The sequence below is a fragment of the Alteromonas sp. 5NS40-0096 genome (assembly GCF_057544385.1).
In genome coordinates, this window is the sequence record NZ_BAAJLQ010000002.1 from 690,799 (window position 1) to 708,815 (window position 18,017).

Below are 18,017 nucleotides of genomic sequence, written 5' to 3' on the forward strand. Positions count from 1 at the left end.
TTAGATCCCATTATCTTTAAAACGTTGGGCCGACAAGGGCGATTCGGCATCGAGCTGTTGAAAACCGAGTAGGTTGTTATCTGGGTCGCGAGCGTACATGACTTGTCCATCTTCTATGTCTGTGGGAGCAAGTGTAATCGTGGCGTTTAAGCTGCTTAGTACGGCTTCCACACGTTTGATGTCGGCGACTTCAAACATGATCACGTTATACCCCAAGGCATCGGCGGGTTTAGGCGAGACATCTTCTGTGGTGGGGTGGCTATGATACTGGATGATTTCCAGCTCCAAGTTGCGGGTTTGGAACCACGCCATTTCAATTTCGCTACCCGCAAGGCCCGACACCGCATCTACCATGTCGCCTGAAAGCGGCATTAGGCGACCAATACGACGAGGATTTTGCTCTTCTAACAGCACTGAGTAAAAATCGATGAGGCGTTGCATATTAGGTGTAGCGAGTGATATTTGGCGAATGCGATGCTGGTGTTTGGGCGGCGTATCTAGGGCAAGTGCCGCCACATCGACATGTTCCACTTCGATGAGTACGCCGTCAGGATCATTGACATACGCATAGTAAACCGGGTTCTTAGGGTTAATTTGCTGCATCTCGGGATCACCAATCGAGGTGCTGCCATTTTCCAGTAAGGTTTGATACGCCTGTGTGGCTTGGTCAACCTGAAAGCAGATATGCGCAATTCCGGGGCCATTGACGGGCGTTGGTGACTCGGGACCCGTGGCTTGAGTTGCCATTAATAGCAATTGAGTATTGGCGCTGCGTAATAAACGCGTATTTCGATAGTCGAGTTCAGGAGGCGCCTGGCGGTCAATCCCTTGCAAGAAGTGCGTATTGTTCAACTCATCAGCTGCTATGTGCATACCGCCAGCAGCACTGTAAAGCACCGTTGTTGCCTCAATATCGCTGACGGTTAATCCGATGTAGTTTACCCCAGTCACCAATGGGTTTTCTGGACGGGTTGATGGTTTAGGTGAGAGCAGAACGTAGGCCACAATAGCCAGTACAACAAATGTCGCACTAAATCCTACGGCGATTCTTAACAGTACCTTTTTCATCTGGTATCTCCGTAAGGGTTAGAAATTTACTGTTTTTATTGCGCCACCATCTACTCTGAGATTGGCTGCTGTTATATTGGACGCGGCCTCACTGGCTAAGAACGTTACCGCATTGGCAACTTCTGTCACCGTTCCCAAACGATTAAACACCGATACCGAGCTCGCTCGCTTGTACAACTCTTGGTTGCGCTGACGCACCATTTCCCAAAAGCCCTCTTCGTGATGAATAGGACCTGGAGAGACCACATTCACGCGAATATTGTGCTTGCCCAAGACATTCGCCATCTGCGCTGCGTACGAAACCAAAGCGGCTTTCATTGTGCCGTACTCCAGCTCGCTGGGCATGTTGGCACTCATAACTGAAGCGATCGATGCCACATACACAATTGCAGGGCGCTCTCCTTGTTTTAGTGCATCTAGTGCGATTTCGGTAGTGCGAATATGTTGCAGTAAATCGACTTCAAAGGTTTGTTGCCATTTATCAAGGCCCGTCGCATCAACCCGGGTGGTGACATTACTCACTAGCACGTCAAGACCTTCAAGTTGTTCAATCGCAGAGTTAAGCCAACTTGAGTAGTTATCGACATCAGTCACGTCGACGGCTTCGGTTAGCACAGGATATTTACTGTGCTTCCATTGTGCATGGTTTTTATCAAATGACGCTTGGCCCCTTGCACAGGTCGCTACTCGCATGTCTTCCTCAATGAAATTATCGATGATCGCTTTACCGATTCCTCGGCTGCCCCCAGTCACAATTGCACGCTTGCCAGCTAGTCCTAGATTCATCTGAGCTCCTAATGAGTATGATTGGCCATTAACGTTTGAGTTCGGCACTTAAATAACTGTCTTATTGAATACATCGTCAACAATATTGTACTAACCGTTCAGTAGTCAACAGCTTTAACTTATTTTTAGTGTGTTGGTGATGTTCGGTATTATTGTTTTTTAAAGTATGTACAACGATATTATGAAGAGTTAAAGAGGGTTGTAGTTTTACTTTTAAGCAGCTTAAATTATTGTTTTTATTTGTTTTAATTTGTTTTTTGTTATTTGTTTTGATGCTGTTCTATTCAGAGGGTGGTCTTTATTGACGAAATATCAATATTTATATTGCCTATTAATGTTTTGTTTAATAAGTTATTAACATTGTTGGGTGGAAATCTACAAAAGGGGTATCAGATGAGTAAAGTGAACCGCACGCATAGTGCTACGCAGCACAAAGGCCTAAGGCGTTTGCTCAAGGCTGTAGTTAGCTTGTCTATGATACTGAGTTTATCCTCATGCGCTCGAGTGGAAGATAACAATGACGTTGTCTCTACATTTGATTTTGAAAGCCGCTATGTTGCCGTCAACGGCACAGAGTTTCATTACCTACAAGTGCCGCAAGCCCACACCAATACAAATAAAAAAGTCATGGTGTTACTCCACGGCTTCCCGCACATTGCCGAGGTTTGGTATCCGCTGCTCAAGCACTTCGCCGATGACTACACCGTTATTGCGCCGGATTTACGAGGGTATGGTCGCAGTGCTAAATCCGACAATATTCAAGACTACAATATTGCCAACCTAGTCGAAGATATTCGTCAATTGGTGTTAAAGGTTTCCCCTAGCGAGCCAGTAACCTTGGTGGGACACGATTGGGGTGGTGTATTAGCTTGGGGGCTGGCGCAAACCGAGCCCCAGTTAATCGAACAGCTAGTGGTGATTAACGCCCCTCAGTATAATGCGTTTTTGCACACGCTCAATAGTAGCCAAGCGCAGCGTGACGCTTCAAAATACATTGGTAAACTTGATAGCTGGTGGCTCAAGGTGTTGTTCTGGTGGTCTGGTCCAGACCTTCTGTGGCGTGGGCTAGAACAGAGCTATAGTGAAGGCGAAGCCGCAGAGGCATACAAGCAAGCCTTCTTTGAAGCCTGGCAAAATAGCGAGTCAGCAGAGGCGGCGTTGGCCTACTATAGTCAAAACTTCCCTGGTTTTGATAACATTCAATCGGCCGATTTTTGGCCAGATCAATTGACTAAAGTTGACACGCCAGCGCTATTGATTTGGTCTTCCAACGACAAAGCATTTACTGCTGATGCCTTAGCTAACACTCAAGCGTTTGCCACTCGCTTACAGACTCATATCATTGATACCAATAGCCATACGCCCTTTGTTACTCACAGTGATGAAGTACTTGATGTGATGGATACTTATCTGCGCCCATGAATGAGGTTGGGTTGGACTCTGCGCAGGTAGAGCTTGCATTTTACTACTTGATATACGATATTCAGGCCATTGATTTTCAATTAAAAGCTGTGCCAATTCATGTCATCGTCTAATAAAACTCGCACGCGTCTTTCTCCCGAAGTGAGAAAGGATCAAATCCTCGACCATGCCGCTGAGGTTGTCGCAAAAGAGGGCGTGTCTGCTATTACGATGGAGCGTTTAGGCCGTGAAGCCGGTATCAGTAAATCCCTAGTATATGCATACTTTCCGAGTATGACTGAGCTATTGAAAACCCTGTTGAAAAGGGAACATTTAAGGCTGCGTAAGCGCCAAGTGATTGCCGTGAAAAACGTTGAAACCTTTGAGCAGTTGGTTAGAACCACAACCAATACTTATTTGACGTACATGGATGAAAGGGGCCTGATTATCGACCGCTTGGCAGCCGAGCCCAGTATCGCTGAAAGTGGCGATCCCATTGACTTTGGTCGTGAATATGCGGTGAAGTTTATGGCTGAAATTCTCAGTGATAACTTCGATATCGATATGGAGGTCGCTACCATAGGTGTTGATATTGCACTGGGGTTACCTTACGCCGCGGGTCATTATCTCACTCGCCATGAAGTCAGTAAGCAAAAAGTTGAAGACCTAACGGTGGCCCTGATGATTGGCAGTATCGAGGGGCTTCGCAACAACTATGAACGCTCTTTCAAACCTTTGAAAATAAGACCTTACAAGCAGTCTTAATACTTCTGTATCATTAAAATTTCCATACCATTTTTGCTATGTGAACGGTGTCGTAGATATCCCCCGTTCTGACTATCTGCTGCCTTTCTCCTTTTTTCTCTGCGAATCAAAATAACATCACGTTAACATTTTTGGTTGACTATTGTTCAATATGGCAATAAGTTAATCCTTATTGACGGTTTGTTCTATAAGAATCGAAAAAGCGAACAAATGGCCGTCAATAACTGCCTAAAATTTTAATAAAGGAAACACCGGAGCTGCTAATGCAAAACTTTTCAATACCCAAGTTGTTTGTTGCTGGCGCGTTAACTTTGCCATTCTCACTGTCACTACTCGCGCAAGAAGTCGCATCCTCGTCATCAAATACAGATCGCGCTGACGAAACCTCTGGTATTGAGGTAATCGAAGTTTCTGCACAAAAGCGGGTGACAACTTTGCAAGAAACGCCTATTGCCATTAGCGCTTTTAACGAAATGATGCTGCAAGATCAGGATATTGAGGATGCGTTAGATATACAGTATGCGGTGCCTAACTTGATTGTGTCTCGCAATACTGGATTCAGTGTGCGGGGAGTGGGGAATAATGCCGTCTCGGCTACGGCTGATCCCGGCTTAGGTGTTCACGTTAATGGGGTATATTTAACCGCCAATACGATTCAAAACGAATACTATGATTTGGCTTCAGTGGAAGTATTGCGCGGGCCTCAAGGTACCTTATACGGCAGAAATACAACAGCGGGTGTATTGAATACACTTACGCGTCGTCCTGAAGATGTGTTTGAAGCGGCTATCACCACAGATATTTCGAACTTCAATGGTCTGAGAACGACGGGTTATCTTAATCTACCGATATCCGATAGCGTATCTCAGCGCTTTGCCTTCAACACGGTAAAACGCGATGGCTACACAGAAAATGTTGCGCCAAATGTCGGTTTCGATCGCATCGATGGTCGCGATCAATGGTCTGTGCGCAGTACGACGGCTTTCCAATTCAGCGATAAGGCAAGTGGTTTGCTGTTTGCCCAGTACTTCAAAGAACACAGTGACCGCAGTGCGCGAGTCGGCAATCTGTGTACTGCTGACCCGATATTGGGTTGTAGTGAAGATTCACTGGGGAATGAATACCCCAATACCAGTTTTACAGATGGTTCTCTTGCAAATGGCGCTTTGCGCGGCGTGTTTCTAGCCCTAGGTTATGGCACTCGCCCTGATTTTTACAATACGAATTTAGACGGTTCCGTTAGAGCAAACCCTAGCGATCCCCGTCAAATTCGCACCGACTATCAACCGCGCTTCAATGCCGATGATTTGTTGGTCTCTTTTGAGTTTAATTATGATGTTGGCGACTACGTGTTTACGTCGGTGACGGCATATCACGATCGTTCGTCACAGGCGTTCTCTGATTTCGATTTCGCCGACGGCGCCGATGCGCTGTTAGCGCCACAGAGTTTGCTACTGCCTGAGGGAAGGACGGAGCCTACGACTCGTTATTCAACAGCTCGTTCAGACCAAGCCAGTAGTAAGCAGTGGAGCCAAGAGTTACGGGTAGCGTCTTACACCGACGGCCCGTTCAATTACACAGCGGGGCTGTTCTATTTGGACTATGACGCCGAGTCATTTGGCGCATTCTACTTACCTGAACTCACCGCCATTGCTGCCTTCAAAGCTTTGCCTGATGAATTGGCTACTTTTAGGTTCGACACGCCAGAATTAACCACTAAGTCATGGGCGATATTCGGTGAAGCTTACTACGATTTGTCTGAGAAGTTACAGGCGACAGTGGGCTTACGCTATACCGAAGATGAAAAAAGTGTTGTGACGCGCGCGGTTTCGCCACTTACCTTATACCCCTTTACGCCAGGCTCGTTTTTAACCACTGAATTTGATTTGGATAGCACGTTTAGAGACGGCGAGGGCGAGTGGGAGGAATTCACAGGAAAGCTGGGACTGAGCTATCAGGCCGACATTGACTTTACTGAAGAGACCTTGTTGTTTGGTACCTTGTCTCGAGGTTACAAAGGCGGTGGTATCAACCCTGGAGCCAGTGATTCTTCGTTTCCGACCTTCGATCCTGAGTACATTACTGCACTGGAAATCGGGACTAAAAACACATTTGCAGACCGAACATTTCAAGCTAATGTAACGGCGTTTTTCTATCAATATGATGGCCTGCAAGTTGGTGGCATATTGGGTGATGGAACAACGTTTAACACCAATGTCGATGCCGATGTCAAAGGGGCGGAAGTCGAGTTACTCGCGATGCCGATAGAGGGATTGAGAATAAACGTAAACCTAGCACTTTTAGATTCAGAAATTAAAGAAGACTTCTTAACGGTTCCTAATATCGCAAGTCCAGTCGGTTCTCCTCCAGTCAACATCAAAGGGAGTCCACTGGTGTATTCTCCCGATGCCAGCTTGCAGCTAGGAGTACAATACCTGCAATCCATTAATGAAGATTGGGAAGTACTGTATCGCGTGCAAACCTTCTGGCAGGACGAGTATCAAACCAGCTTATACAATGAGCCTAACGATTTAGTCGATTCTTGGCATCAGACTGATGCCAGTATTACGCTGCGTGACACCAATGACATATGGGCGTTTGAAGCCTACGTCAAGAATGCATCAGATGAAGCGTCGCTTACGGGGTTAGCGGTACAAAACTCTTTGGTCGGCCGATATCGAGTGCCAAATTACCTTGAGCCACGTATCTATGGTGTGCGCGTTACCTACCGATTTGAATAATGGTGAAACCGCGCCCATGGTAGCCTTTTCCCCAGCTCAATATGTATTGAGTTGGGGGAACGAGTTTGGCATGAGGTGCTGCGGAAAAAGACCTTGGCTTTTGTTTTACACCAACAAAAAATGCGCGCGGGCAGTGGCAATTGGCTCGTTTTCAGAGGTTTGCCAAGCGACAATATCTACGTTGGCTACCCTAGAGCCTTTCCGAGTAATGGTACACTTGGTGTAGGTATCTTGATCCATGGCAGCGCGTAAATAGTCGAGAGAAAAATCAATCACTTTGGGTAGCTGCGAACTGGAAGATGAAAACACCAAGTGCATGCCTGCCGAAAGCTGCATAAAGCCACCAATCACGCCACCATGAATCGCTTTAAATACTGGGTTACCTAGATTGGAGTCTTTCCTTCTTAGCACAAAGGTGTACTCGTCATTGCCATTGCTCTGGTGTAAATCCATACCGATGAACTTTGCATAGGGAATAGCCTCTATCACTGCTCGCGGATTATCGCTATCCAGTTCTAGTAGGTTTACCGCTGACGCTTGCTCAAATTGATTGGTGCCATCTTGGGCATTCTCTTGTGGGGTTGGCATAGATGGTGACACAGTCAAAGGAATCTTTTTACCTAGGCGCATGAAATTGGCGGTACAGGTGGCAATGACTTTTTCGTCTTGATACGCCTCGCATTTCAAAAACACGATATGCTCGGTCATGCGGTAACACTCTGCTCTGGCGTATACCGGAGCGTGAATGTTGGGCGTGCGCAGGTAATCGATGCGTAAATCCAAGGTTGGGCAGATCTCCTCTGCTGAAAGCGCGTTCCTGGCAGCAATACCACAGCAGGAGTCCATTAAGGTAATAATGCCGCCACCGTGAATCGTGCCGGTATCTGGGTTACCAATCAATTGAGTACTGTAGGGCAACTCCATGACAAGTTGTGTACGAGTGGCGTGCAAAACACTCAAGTTGAGTGCTTTGGCTTGTAAAATGGCGTTTCCAAACGCTTGAGATTCAGCTAAATAATTGAGTTCTTTCGTCATGAGATTTACTTCCATCATCTGAAATTTTAGCTAAGAGCGAGCCAAGCTTATCCGACTGGTCCGATTTGTAAAGTGGCAACAACAACGGCAGCTGTATAACAAAGTGTAATGCGCTTTCTGGCGATTTAGCAAAATGCATATAACCTTAAAACCCAACCATTTGTCGTATTCAAGTGTGTTTGTTTTGTCAGCTATGAAACAGTAGTGAATTGAGTGAGCGAGTATATCGAAGCCATTAATCAACAAGCGGGAGAGAGCCATGTGTGATGAATTTACCGAAAAAGACAACGAAGACTTTGAGCGAAAGGGTGGGAGCCTCAATCGCCGAGACTTCAGCAAACTGAGTCTCTCTGCCATTGTCACCTTGTGCTATGGCGGCCTTGCTAACGCCAGTGCGTTGTTTGATGGTGAGCTGGTCGAGTCCGATGTTTCCATTACCATGGCCGATGGTGTGTCAGACGCTTTCTTTGTTCATCCCAAAGAGGGCAAACATCCAGGTGTTTTAATGTGGCCAGACATACGAGGTTTGCGACCTGCCTTTAAAGCCATGGCCAAACGCCTAGCTGCAGAAGGTTATGCGGTATTGGTGGTGAACCAGTTTTATCGCGACGCAAAAGCGCCGATTACCGCAGAGGGAGAGCAGTTTAGCGACCCCGCAGTACGAGCTCGAATTATGCCGATGTATCGCAACCTCGACCACGCAGCAAGCATGTCTGATGCTCGTGATTACATCACTTTCTTGGACCAGCAACCCGCGGTAGATACTAGCCGTAAAATCGGTACCGCCGGCTATTGCATGGGCGGGCCTTTGATTGTTCGCACCGCGGGTGCGGTGCCGGAGCGCGTCGGTGCGGCGGCGTCTTTTCATGGTGGTGGCATGGTAACTGATAAGCCAGATAGTCCGCACTTGCTCATTCCAACGTCGAAAGCCCATGTGCTGCACGCCATTGCTGAAAACGATGACGAGCGCAATCCTACGGTGAAGAGTGATTTAGCGAAGGCCTATGAAGCGGCAGGAACGCCAGCTGAAATTGAGGTGTACAAAGGTACGTTGCACGGTTGGTGCCCACCAGATTCTAGGGTATACAACGAGGCAGAAGCCGAGAAAGCGTGGGCACGCATGCTGGCGTTGTTCAATTCTGCTCTGGCGTAACACCTTTTTCGTAGCAGCTTACGGGGGCGCCGCGCCTTTGCGAATTGGCGGTGCCTCCAACTTTTCTTCTCAATGCCGACTTGCTTGCTAGTGGTTTTGGCAAAGGTTTCGCGAAATAAAGTAACAGGATTGCCAAAATAGGGTGGTACATTATGGTCATCATCGAATTTGGAATGGCCCTCAGTGCGACTTAACCTAAACGCCCTTAAACAAGACCTTTACGCCAAACGACAAGCAGCCATTGCCTTGCAGTTTTTTGCACTTGCCATCGCGGGTTTGTATTTCTATCTGCCGTTAGCTCATAACTTGCTTGATGGTTTAGCCGAGTTTAAACAGCGCACAGGCTTGGTTTACAGTATGCTTGCAACAGGGTGTTTTGGCGCGGTCTTGCCGTTTGTATGGCAATACGCACTTGGCCATTATCGCCAACGTTCAGTATTAACCTTCTTTACCTTGTTTGGCGTTTGGGCACTAATGGGGGGTATTATTGATGTCTTTTACCAATACCAAGCGATATGGTTTGGTACGGAAAATACTGTGGCCACGCTGGCAAAGAAAGTCGCCGTCGATCAGTTTGTTTTTAGCACGCTGCTGAGCTGCCCGTTGGTGAGCATCGTTTACCGCTTTGTTGCGGTGCAGTGCGATTGGCAAACGTTCAAGCAGCAATGGTCATTCGCCACGGTAGCGGAAGAAATCGGTAGAACCATACTCACTAATTGGGTCATTTGGATACCGTCCGTTACTATCATCTATAGCCTGCCATCATCGCTGCAAATTCCCTTTTTTAATATTGTGCTCTGCTTCTTTGCCTTGGTGATGTCACAGCGCAAAAATACTGAAATCTAGCACGGGTAACCCGTTTCAGTTGTCCACCTACAAATATCAACCGTTCAACTCTCGCACCAAACTATTTTTCCTCGCCCATCGACTTAACAAGTCGTTTTTAATTTTCACTGAGGAAGAGATATGAAGTGGTTACACAGGGTGTTGGGATTAGTTGTAGTGCTGGGGTTACATAATGGCGTACATGCACAAGAGGCGGTAGCTTCCGGGGAGTACAGTATTGCTGCGCGTTTTACGATTGATTCGAAGATTCTCGGCGAAAAGCGTGAAGTCCTGATCTCTGTGCCCCAAGGCTATGAAGAATCAAGGGATACGTTCCCCGTACACATTCTGTTAGATGGCGAGCAGAACATTGAACACGCCGTAGCAAGTACCAGAATCCAGTCGCAATGGTCGGGTTTACCCAAGTCGATTATTGTGGCGATTCCCAGCGTTGATCGCACTCGTGATTTCACGCCGAGCCAAGATATCAATTATTCACCACAGAGCGGTGGGGCTGAGGCTTTTGCCGAATTCATTGAACACGAAGTCATGGCATTCGTGGATAAGCATTATCGTACACATCCCTATCGAGTATTGATGGGACATTCGCTCAGTGGATTATTTGCGGCCAGCCAGCTGTTGGCGGAGAACCCGTCGTTCCAAGCTTACATTATCGTGGCACCGTCCATGTGGTGGCACAACCAAGCCGTGCTCAACCAACTTTCAAAAATGGATGAGAGTGAATTGCCAACATCAACACCGGTTTACATTGGCATAGGCGAACTCGATGGCATGGTGCCGATGGCTCAGCAGTTTTACGATGGTTTGGCCCGCAGCGAGGCGTCGTCATCGCTTATTGGCTTTAAGGTATACAACGGCGAAGGTCATATGTCAGCCCCGATGACAGTGTTTTACGATGGTCTTAAACACGTGTTCGCGGAGGCGGTATACGACAATGCAAAATGGGGCAAATTTACCTCCGAATCGTTCTTAGAGTTTGTTGCCGCAATCAAAAAACGTTTTGGCTCCACGGTGAAGCAAACGGGCGAGCAGTACCATGCGTTGGCAAGCTATTTGGTTGAGCAAGGCAACTATGAGGGGGCGATTACGGTGTTAACAGTCAATGTGAAACACTACCCCAACTATCCGTTTAATCATCGAGACTTAGCGACTGTGTATGCACTTAATGATCAAAACGAACTGGCAATCGCTGAGTTCGAACGGGCGGCGCAGCTGGCGAGAAGCGAGGGTGCTACGGGTTCGGGTGACGCCGAACAATACGAACGGGAAGCTGAGCGCTTACGTCAGCCTATTGCCATCGAACGTGCGAAGCTACTGATATTCGATGGTTGCTATCAATCGGAGAGCGGCGCAGTATTTCAGTTTAATCTAGTTGGAAACAACTTGATTGGTCAACGTCAGGGCTGGGCAGACTTTCGCTTGTTTCCCGAGGGTAACGATAGGTTTTATACTCGCTCTCTAGGTTTAGCTCCATCGTATCAGTTTAAAGAGAGCGGTGTTGATGTATTGGCTTATGGCCAAGCTTACCCCTACGCCAAAGTGGCGTGTGAATAAGCCTTTGCCGTTAAATGACTAATGTGGTGCCCGCGCAACCCAAGACGCAACTAGGCGTTTGGCCCAGGGCACGACAAATAGACTGACAGGAAAAGCGACAACCAGCGATTTAGCCCAAGCACTTGGCCAAAGTTGTACAACATGACTAAGAGTCGATGCGCCAAACAACGTCATTGCGAGTGACAGCATGCCTGACATGATAAACGACATGACAAAGGCAAAGACGTGGAACTCGTATTTCGGCGCTATCATGCTAGCACCGTTTTGGCGGGTGAGATTTGGCCAAATAATCCGGCTGCGAGGTTGGCTTCAACCTTTTCCATCTGTGCGATAGAACTCGCCACTAGCGGGCCTTTTTGTACGAAATCTTCGTTTAGCGGCTTACCCATAAATAGGGCAAATTGGGTTTCTTTGGCGAGTAAGTTATGTAGCTGCAAGTCGATGCTAGTGTGACTGCGATTACTTATCGTTACCGCTTGCCCTGATGCCAAGTTAAGGGTTTCTCCCTGAGTAAAAAGTGCTGCGTTGCCAGAAAGATTAGTTAACCAAAGGTTGTGGCCCGCCGGAATAACTATATCGTAGGTGCCATTGGCAAAAAGCACGCCGTCGGCAATGGTTAACGGCACAGATGGCGAAGTCGCCCCCTTAATGCCATTGAGTTCCCCAAGCGCTAATTTTACTCGGTAACCAACGTCGACCAAAATTGGCATGTCCTTGGCTTTTACATGCAGAGATGCGGGTGGTGTTTGTTTTTCATTAGCTGGAATATTAACAAAGACCTGTAGGCCATGGATTGAGGCCCCAGCCTTTGGGGCCTCGTCGTGAATAGCTCCGCTACCCGCTTTTAGCCAATACAAGTCGCCAGCATGTAAATCAAAGTCATTTCCTAGTGAATCTCGATTGTTAAACTCACCAACGCTGTCCTCCAATAACAGTGATACCGCTGAGAGGCCCGCGTGGGGGTGAGCTCCAAAGGTGGATTTTGTCATGGTGTAGTGGTCGACCATGATGAGCGGGTCCATCAAGTTGGCAAAATCAGCTTGGCGAAAAGCGCTAGCGTGAAAGCCGTGGCCGACTGTAAAGGGGTTGCCGGCGACGACGGGGCTAATCTCAACGTGCGTAGATGCTGCGCGTTGAGGGGCAGTATTTAATTGGGGTTGAGTGGTCATTGGCTCGTCCTTAGGTATGAGTTAGCGTAATGAAAATACTAGCAGTGGAACAATGGCACTTGAAATAGCTGATATTGGAAAGTATTGTTCTAAATATGGAACGAATCTAATTTAAAAATACACAGCAGGCTTAGATAGCAGTGATGGATCTCAACGATTATTTTTACTTTGTGCACGTTGTGGAAAAAGGCGGCTTCTCTAGAGCGGCCGAAGCGTTAAACATCCCCAAATCGCGGATTAGCCGCCACATCAGCAACTTAGAAACGCGGCTAGATACCAAGTTAATTCAACGTACATCGCGACAGTTTGAAATCACAGAAATAGGACACGCGTTTTATCAAAAAGCGGTAGCAGTGATAGAAGGTGTTGAGGTGGCAGAGTCAACCGTCAGTCAGCGCAAAGCCACGTTAAGCGGCAGTGTTTCGCTTACCTGCTCTGTCGGTCTTGCCCAGTTTACACTGCAGGGGTTACTTTGCCAGTTTCTTCGCGCCCACCCGTTAGTGGATATCGCACAGCAGGTGACCAATGAATCTGTCGACCTTATTGCCTCAGGTATTGATTTGGCGATTCGCGGCCACGCCTCTCCTTTGCCTGATTCAAGTTACATTCAGCGCCACCTAGCGAATGTTACTTGGTGCCTTTACGCCAGCCCCGATTATTTGGCAGACAAGGGTACACCCACTCACCCAAATGAGCTCGCCCAACATCAAAGCTTGAAGGTAGGCTGGCAGGTGCGCAAAGGCGAGTGGCTGCTGCAACGAGAGCAAGAGCAGTTTGCGGTGGCCCATTCCCCGCGTTTGTGCAGTGATGACATGAGTACTCTGGTTGATGCTGCGGTTGATGGCATGGGGATTGTAAGTTTGCCTTCATATATTTGTGAGGCGCAAATCAAACGTCAACGCTTGGTTCGGGTGCTGCCACATTGGCATTGTGGTAAAGCACAACTGAGCTTAATACTGCCATCACGCAGGAGCTCATCACCGGCGGTGAGAGCGTTGTGCCAATACTTGCTCGACAACGTTAAGCGTGAAGTGACTGACTCAAACTAGGGGTTCTACGCAAGCAACAGACCTTGTATTGATGCCCTGACCACATCAGATATCGGTACGATGTGCATTAAAATCCATACGCTGAGCAAATATTGTTCGCAATGACTTAGTTATAGTGCCTTTACCTAGTTAATTTAGAGTAAAGGCACAATGACAAACCAAATAGACACATACCTAGTGATTGGCGCGACAGGTAAAACGGGGACTCGAGTTTGCGACAAGCTCACCGAGATGGGCTTAAATGTGAAAGGCGCAAGCCGTTTAGGCGAAGTGCACTTTGACTGGCGAGCACCCGAAACGTGGGCAGCAGCATTGCGTGGGATAGATGCGGTATACCTTACTTACTATCCCGATTTGGCGATTCCCGAGGCCCCAGAAGATATCGCACGATTTTGCGCTTTGGCTAAAATCAAAGGTGTAAAACACATTACTTTATTGTCTGGTCGTGGCGAACCCGCTGCACAAATTTGTGAGGAAATTGTACAAACATCGGGCTTGAGTTGGACGGTGGTGAGGGCCAGTTGGTTTAATCAAAACTTTAGCGAAGGCATGTTTCGCAACTTCATTGAGGCGGGTACGATTGCCTTACCTGTTGGTGATGTTACCGAGCCGTTTGTTGATGTCGATGATATCTCTGATGTTGTAGTGGCTTCGCTTATCGATGGTAAACACAATGGCCAACTCTATGAAGTCACCGGCCCTGAGTTACTGAGCTTTTCACAGTTGGCCGATATCTTTTCTGAGTTTCTGCCCACACCTGTCGACTTTGTTCAAATTTCCCTTGAGAGCTTTGTGGCTGCATTAAATCACAACCGCGTTGATCCCAAAGCCATCGAGATGCTGACGTATTTATTTACGGAAGTGTTAGACGGACGCAATGAATACATTGCTAAAGGTGTCGACCAAGCCTTGGGTCGTCCGCCAAAGCGTTTCAGAGAGTTCGTAAAGAGCAACATGAGAGCATTTAAAGGGGCTGCTCGTGTTTGATTTATCGGTTACGACCATTGTTGAGGCGATACTTGAACTGACTATCATCGTTATGGTGGGTTTGTACTTTATCTTTAGTAATACCATCATGGCGGTGTTGGCAGAGCAACCTAATGGCGCACAAGTGATGGTGGCCATCAATAAGCAAATCCTCAATCCTTTGTTCATGATGTGTTTTATCGTGTCGGGTGTGGCGGGCTTGTATTTCTTTTTCTTTCACGTCGGGCCCAAAGCCTGGGCGGGGATCATATTTTTTATCGGTACTACTGCGGTGACTGCAGTTTTTAATGTGCCACTGAACGATAAACTCAGAGACGCCCACGACAATGCACTCGCTGAAGTTTGGCGTATTTACCTTAAGCGGTGGGTAGGGTGGAACCATCTGCGCACAGGGAGTGCACTCTTGGCGGGGTTTTTATTTGCGCTGGCTTAACTTGTCATTTTTGATCTTTAGTACCAACCAAGCATGCTAACCTTGAGGCTAGTGGCGTAACAAACAAAAAAGGTAACGCACCATGAACTTTGACTATAAACATCGAGTGAACACACCAATCAAGGACGAGCCTATTGGAAAATTACTCGATAGTTTACGCATGGAGAGCGCTTTTTTTACTCAGTCAACATTGCGTACCCCATGGGCAATGCGTATGCCGCCTATGCACAACTGTATGATGTTTCACTTGGTTGTTGATGGCAGTGCACAATTTAGTATCGGTGACGAGCATATTGAATTGCGCGCTGGCGATTTTATCTTGTTCCCAAAAGGCGAGGGCCATACCCTGAATGATGGCGCTTGCGAGGACTTTACACCACTTCACGAATTGCCAATACAGGCCGTAACTGAGCGCTACGAAACGCTAGCGTTTGGCGGTCAGGGTAGCGCAACCAACATGGTGTGTGGTGTACTACTGTTCCAACATCCGTTAGCGATAAAGCTATTGGGCATATTGCCGTCACAAATTCTTATCCGTCAGGAGGACAGCGCAGCAAACAGTATTGTCGATAATATTAGTCACTTACTTCAAGTGGAGACCCTTGGGGTTGGTGTCGGCGCGGAGGCAGTGATCGCCAGATTGGCTGATATTATGGTTATCGCGGCAATGCGCCAACACCTCATTGAAATTGGTGAGGACAAAATGGGGTGGCTAGGCGCACTCGAAGACGATCGCATTGGCAAAGCGTTAACTTTGATCCACGATGCTCCTGATCACCATTGGTCACTGGAGGAATTAGCACAAAACATTGGTATGTCGAGGACGAGCTTTGCCCAGCAATTTAAGCGTTTGATTGGCAATACGCCAATGGAGTATTTAACCGAATGGCGAATGTCATTGGCCTATTCTAAGCTCCAATTGTCTAAAGACTCTATGCTGGCGATTGCGTTGGAAGTGGGGTATCAATCCGAGGCTGCTTTTTCCCGCGCATTTAAGAAGATCATTGGCAAGAGCCCAAACGAAATTCGCAAAGCCTACCAAACCAGTGACACTTGAATGAAAGCCTCTTTGTACGCTCTGCAAAGCAATTCACACACTGAATCAAACGCGCTGATTGGCTCTAGAATACACTCTTTGTATCGAAAAGAGAGAGTGTACTGATGAAAAAGCGACTGATAATACTGGCAAGCTTGTTTGCGCTGTGGAGCGCCAGCAATGGTGTTCTTGCGCAACCAACGGTGTTGTATCACCAAAATAATAAAGCCGAGCGGATATCTGGCAGCATCGCGCAGCTAAAACAAGCCATAAGAGATGGCAAACCCATCCGTATTTACATGAATCTGGGGTTTGTAGAGCACGCGATGGATACGGGGTTTTTGAGTATCATTGGTGACAATGTTTACGCCCAAATCAACGGTATTGAAGCACAAATCCCCAATCGAAAAGACAGTACAATTTCACTGCGCCCCTATACTCGTCACATTGGTTTGTATTCCACATTGAGCCCATACGAGATAAAGTGGTATGTCGTAGAGTAGGCATTGGTAGAAGGGGCATAGTTTGGTCAACTTTAGCCTGATGGCACAGTATAATCAGCGCATGAACCGCGCTGTGTATTGCCAAGCGTCAACACTGAGTCATACCGAAATAACGGCTGATCAAGGCGCGTTCTTTGGTTCGGTACTCGGTACCCTTAACCACATTATGGTAGGAGACCTGATTTGGCTTAAGCGTTTCGCCACTTTGCCTTCGTTGGTTTGGCTAGATACGCCGCTTGGACAATTTCCGACACCAATATCTCTAAACCAAACGCTACACGCCACACTGCCAGCATTAGAGCAACAACGAATCGCGCTCGATACGCTCATCATGGAATTGACGGATGTGGTAACCCCTGACATCTGCGAACAGACCTTGCGTTATCGCAATACGCAAGGGCAAGCAAAAGCGAAGAATCTAGGCATGCTGCTTCAACACTTTTTCAATCATCAAACCCATCACCGAGGGCAAGTATCGACCTTGTTGTATCAAATGGGAGTAGATGTGGGCACTACCGACTTGCTAGCAGATATAGCCGAATCTGCGCAATAATTTGGGAAAGACTACTTGCTACTAGATTGATAGCAGAGCCATTGTGAACGAGTTGAGAAAGATAGATACGCGCGCCCCAATTAGCGCGCGCAAATCAATATTAGCGCTTAGCGACCTTTCTTCTGAACAGCACAAAGGCCATTACCGCCGAAAATAGTGCAAAAGCACTTGGTGCACTGACACTGCTAGTGGTTTGTGGGCCAAGGCCGACACTGAAACCATGCCAGAATTCTGAGCGATGCGTGAATGAGAAGCTGGTGTAAGTGCCAAGTACTTTGATAATGCCGTGGTACTCGCCAACACTGGTAAAGCCCATGTTGTCTGGGGTAAGTACACCGCTACCAGAGCCCCAATAGCCTGTACCTGAGCTAACTAGTTCTATTTCTTTGTCAAACGTTGCCGGGCTGAAAGACTGACCATTCCAGCTGATTAAACCAATATAGGCATCGGTAACTTGTTGGCCAAAGTTGATAGTCACAGTACCACCGGCGTTTAACGCGATCATATCTGATGTTACCGGTGCTTCGTCTACGCCATTCACGGTGAATGCTGTCACGGTTGGGTTGCTCGCACTTGGGCCCCAGTAGTTAGGCGTATTGCCGCCAAGGTGCACGAAAGCATTAGGGTTGTTGTTGACAGACTCTACGGAAATTAACCCGCTGCCTGTATTCACCTGTCCCGTTACCAAAGAGTTAGAATTTGACGGTGAAACGTTAGAGATATGATTTTGCCAATCCGTCCAGTTGATAAGCCCTGCATTGGCACTCGATGTGGCCAACAGTAATGCGGCGGCAAAAAGCTGATGTACTTTTGCAAATTTCATGGTTGTGTCCTTAATTATTGTTTTTTGTTCATCGAAACACGGGGCATATCCAATGCATTCGCGATTCTTTTTTTTAAGTGTAGTGAATCAATTTGACGTACAGCATGAATCGACA

18 protein-coding genes are annotated in these 18,017 nt (G+C 47.4%); 12 read left to right on the top strand and 6 right to left on the bottom strand.

What is annotated here, in order from left to right; genetic code table 11:
* Together AC27G9_RS08950 and AC27G9_RS08955 are read right to left on the bottom strand one after the other, a co-directional pair.
* Complete coding sequence (locus tag AC27G9_RS08950; RefSeq protein WP_487073223.1) at positions 1-1,068, bottom strand: VOC family protein; 1,068 nt, start codon at positions 1,066-1,068, stop codon at positions 1-3.
* 18 nt (positions 1,069-1,086) lie between these two features.
* The gene (locus AC27G9_RS08955) at positions 1,087-1,854 is read right to left on the bottom strand and encodes an SDR family NAD(P)-dependent oxidoreductase (RefSeq protein ID WP_487073225.1); all 768 of its coding nucleotides are present in this window, start codon (positions 1,852-1,854) and stop codon (positions 1,087-1,089) included.
* Positions 1,855-2,247: 393 nt separating this feature from the next.
* Here AC27G9_RS08955 and AC27G9_RS08960 point away from each other — a divergent pair, with 393 nt between their 5' ends.
* The 3 genes from AC27G9_RS08960 (at position 2,248) to AC27G9_RS08970 (ending at position 6,761) form a co-directional block, all read left to right on the top strand.
* Entirely contained in the window at positions 2,248-3,276 is a 1,029-nt protein-coding gene (locus AC27G9_RS08960; protein ID WP_487073227.1) for an alpha/beta fold hydrolase, read from the top strand.
* A gap of 99 nt (positions 3,277-3,375) precedes the next feature.
* Entirely contained in the window at positions 3,376-4,020 is a 645-nt protein-coding gene (locus AC27G9_RS08965) for a TetR/AcrR family transcriptional regulator (RefSeq protein WP_487073229.1), read from the top strand.
* Between the two features lie 263 nt (positions 4,021-4,283).
* Positions 4,284-6,761 carry a TonB-dependent receptor gene (locus tag AC27G9_RS08970; RefSeq protein ID WP_487073231.1) on the top strand — a complete coding sequence of 826 codons (2,478 nt, stop codon included), beginning with the start codon at positions 4,284-4,286 and terminating at the stop codon, positions 6,759-6,761.
* Positions 6,762-6,866: 105 nt separating this feature from the next.
* Here the strand turns inward: AC27G9_RS08970 and AC27G9_RS08975 are convergent, their stop codons facing one another.
* Positions 6,867-7,796, bottom strand: coding sequence for a PaaI family thioesterase (locus AC27G9_RS08975; protein ID WP_487073233.1), 930 nt, complete (start codon positions 7,794-7,796; stop codon positions 6,867-6,869).
* Positions 7,797-8,055: 259 nt separating this feature from the next.
* On the opposite strand from AC27G9_RS08975, the gene AC27G9_RS08980 reads away from it, so the two are divergent.
* The 3 genes from AC27G9_RS08980 (at position 8,056) to AC27G9_RS08990 (ending at position 11,349) form a co-directional block, all read left to right on the top strand.
* Complete coding sequence (locus AC27G9_RS08980; RefSeq protein ID WP_487073235.1) at positions 8,056-8,949, top strand: dienelactone hydrolase family protein; 894 nt, start codon at positions 8,056-8,058, stop codon at positions 8,947-8,949.
* Between the two features lie 183 nt (positions 8,950-9,132).
* Positions 9,133-9,795: a hypothetical protein gene (locus tag AC27G9_RS08985; protein ID WP_487073237.1), complete on the top strand. Its 663-nt coding sequence runs from the start codon at positions 9,133-9,135 to the stop codon at positions 9,793-9,795.
* 120 nt (positions 9,796-9,915) lie between these two features.
* The gene (locus AC27G9_RS08990; RefSeq protein ID WP_487073239.1) at positions 9,916-11,349 is read left to right on the top strand and encodes an alpha/beta hydrolase-fold protein; all 1,434 of its coding nucleotides are present in this window, start codon (positions 9,916-9,918) and stop codon (positions 11,347-11,349) included.
* An 18-nt stretch (positions 11,350-11,367) separates the two neighbouring features.
* On the opposite strand, the gene AC27G9_RS08995 is transcribed toward AC27G9_RS08990, so the two are convergent.
* A complete protein-coding gene (locus tag AC27G9_RS08995) occupies positions 11,368-11,601 on the bottom strand; it encodes a DUF2798 domain-containing protein (protein WP_487073241.1) in 234 nt (77 codons plus the stop codon).
* Positions 11,598-12,518, bottom strand: a complete 921-nt coding sequence (locus tag AC27G9_RS09000) for a pirin family protein (RefSeq protein WP_487073243.1) — start codon at positions 12,516-12,518, stop codon at positions 11,598-11,600. Before AC27G9_RS09000 ends, AC27G9_RS08995 begins: the two co-directional genes overlap by 4 nt.
* Before the next feature lie 143 nt (positions 12,519-12,661).
* Between AC27G9_RS09000 and AC27G9_RS09005 the strand changes: the two genes are divergently transcribed.
* From AC27G9_RS09005 to AC27G9_RS09030, 6 genes are all read left to right on the top strand, one after another.
* Positions 12,662-13,567 carry a LysR substrate-binding domain-containing protein gene (locus AC27G9_RS09005; RefSeq protein WP_487073245.1) on the top strand — a complete coding sequence of 302 codons (906 nt, stop codon included), beginning with the start codon at positions 12,662-12,664 and terminating at the stop codon, positions 13,565-13,567.
* A 150-nt stretch (positions 13,568-13,717) separates the two neighbouring features.
* Complete coding sequence (locus tag AC27G9_RS09010) at positions 13,718-14,554, top strand: NmrA family NAD(P)-binding protein (protein ID WP_487073247.1); 837 nt, start codon at positions 13,718-13,720, stop codon at positions 14,552-14,554.
* Positions 14,547-14,987 (top strand): anthrone oxygenase family protein, encoded by a 441-nt coding sequence (locus AC27G9_RS09015; RefSeq protein WP_487073249.1) that lies wholly within the window; start codon positions 14,547-14,549, stop codon positions 14,985-14,987. Before AC27G9_RS09010 ends, AC27G9_RS09015 begins: the two co-directional genes overlap by 8 nt.
* A gap of 82 nt (positions 14,988-15,069) precedes the next feature.
* The gene (locus AC27G9_RS09020; protein ID WP_487073251.1) at positions 15,070-16,044 is read left to right on the top strand and encodes an AraC family transcriptional regulator; all 975 of its coding nucleotides are present in this window, start codon (positions 15,070-15,072) and stop codon (positions 16,042-16,044) included.
* A 104-nt stretch (positions 16,045-16,148) separates the two neighbouring features.
* Positions 16,149-16,526, top strand: a complete 378-nt coding sequence (locus AC27G9_RS09025; RefSeq protein ID WP_487073253.1) for a hypothetical protein — start codon at positions 16,149-16,151, stop codon at positions 16,524-16,526.
* A gap of 40 nt (positions 16,527-16,566) precedes the next feature.
* Positions 16,567-17,079, top strand: a complete 513-nt coding sequence (locus AC27G9_RS09030; RefSeq protein ID WP_487073255.1) for a DinB family protein — start codon at positions 16,567-16,569, stop codon at positions 17,077-17,079.
* Between the two features lie 100 nt (positions 17,080-17,179).
* Here AC27G9_RS09030 and AC27G9_RS09035 read toward each other — a convergent pair whose 3' ends face one another.
* Positions 17,180-17,902, bottom strand: coding sequence for a hypothetical protein (locus tag AC27G9_RS09035; protein ID WP_487073257.1), 723 nt, complete (start codon positions 17,900-17,902; stop codon positions 17,180-17,182).
* Positions 17,903-18,017 lie beyond the last annotated feature (115 nt).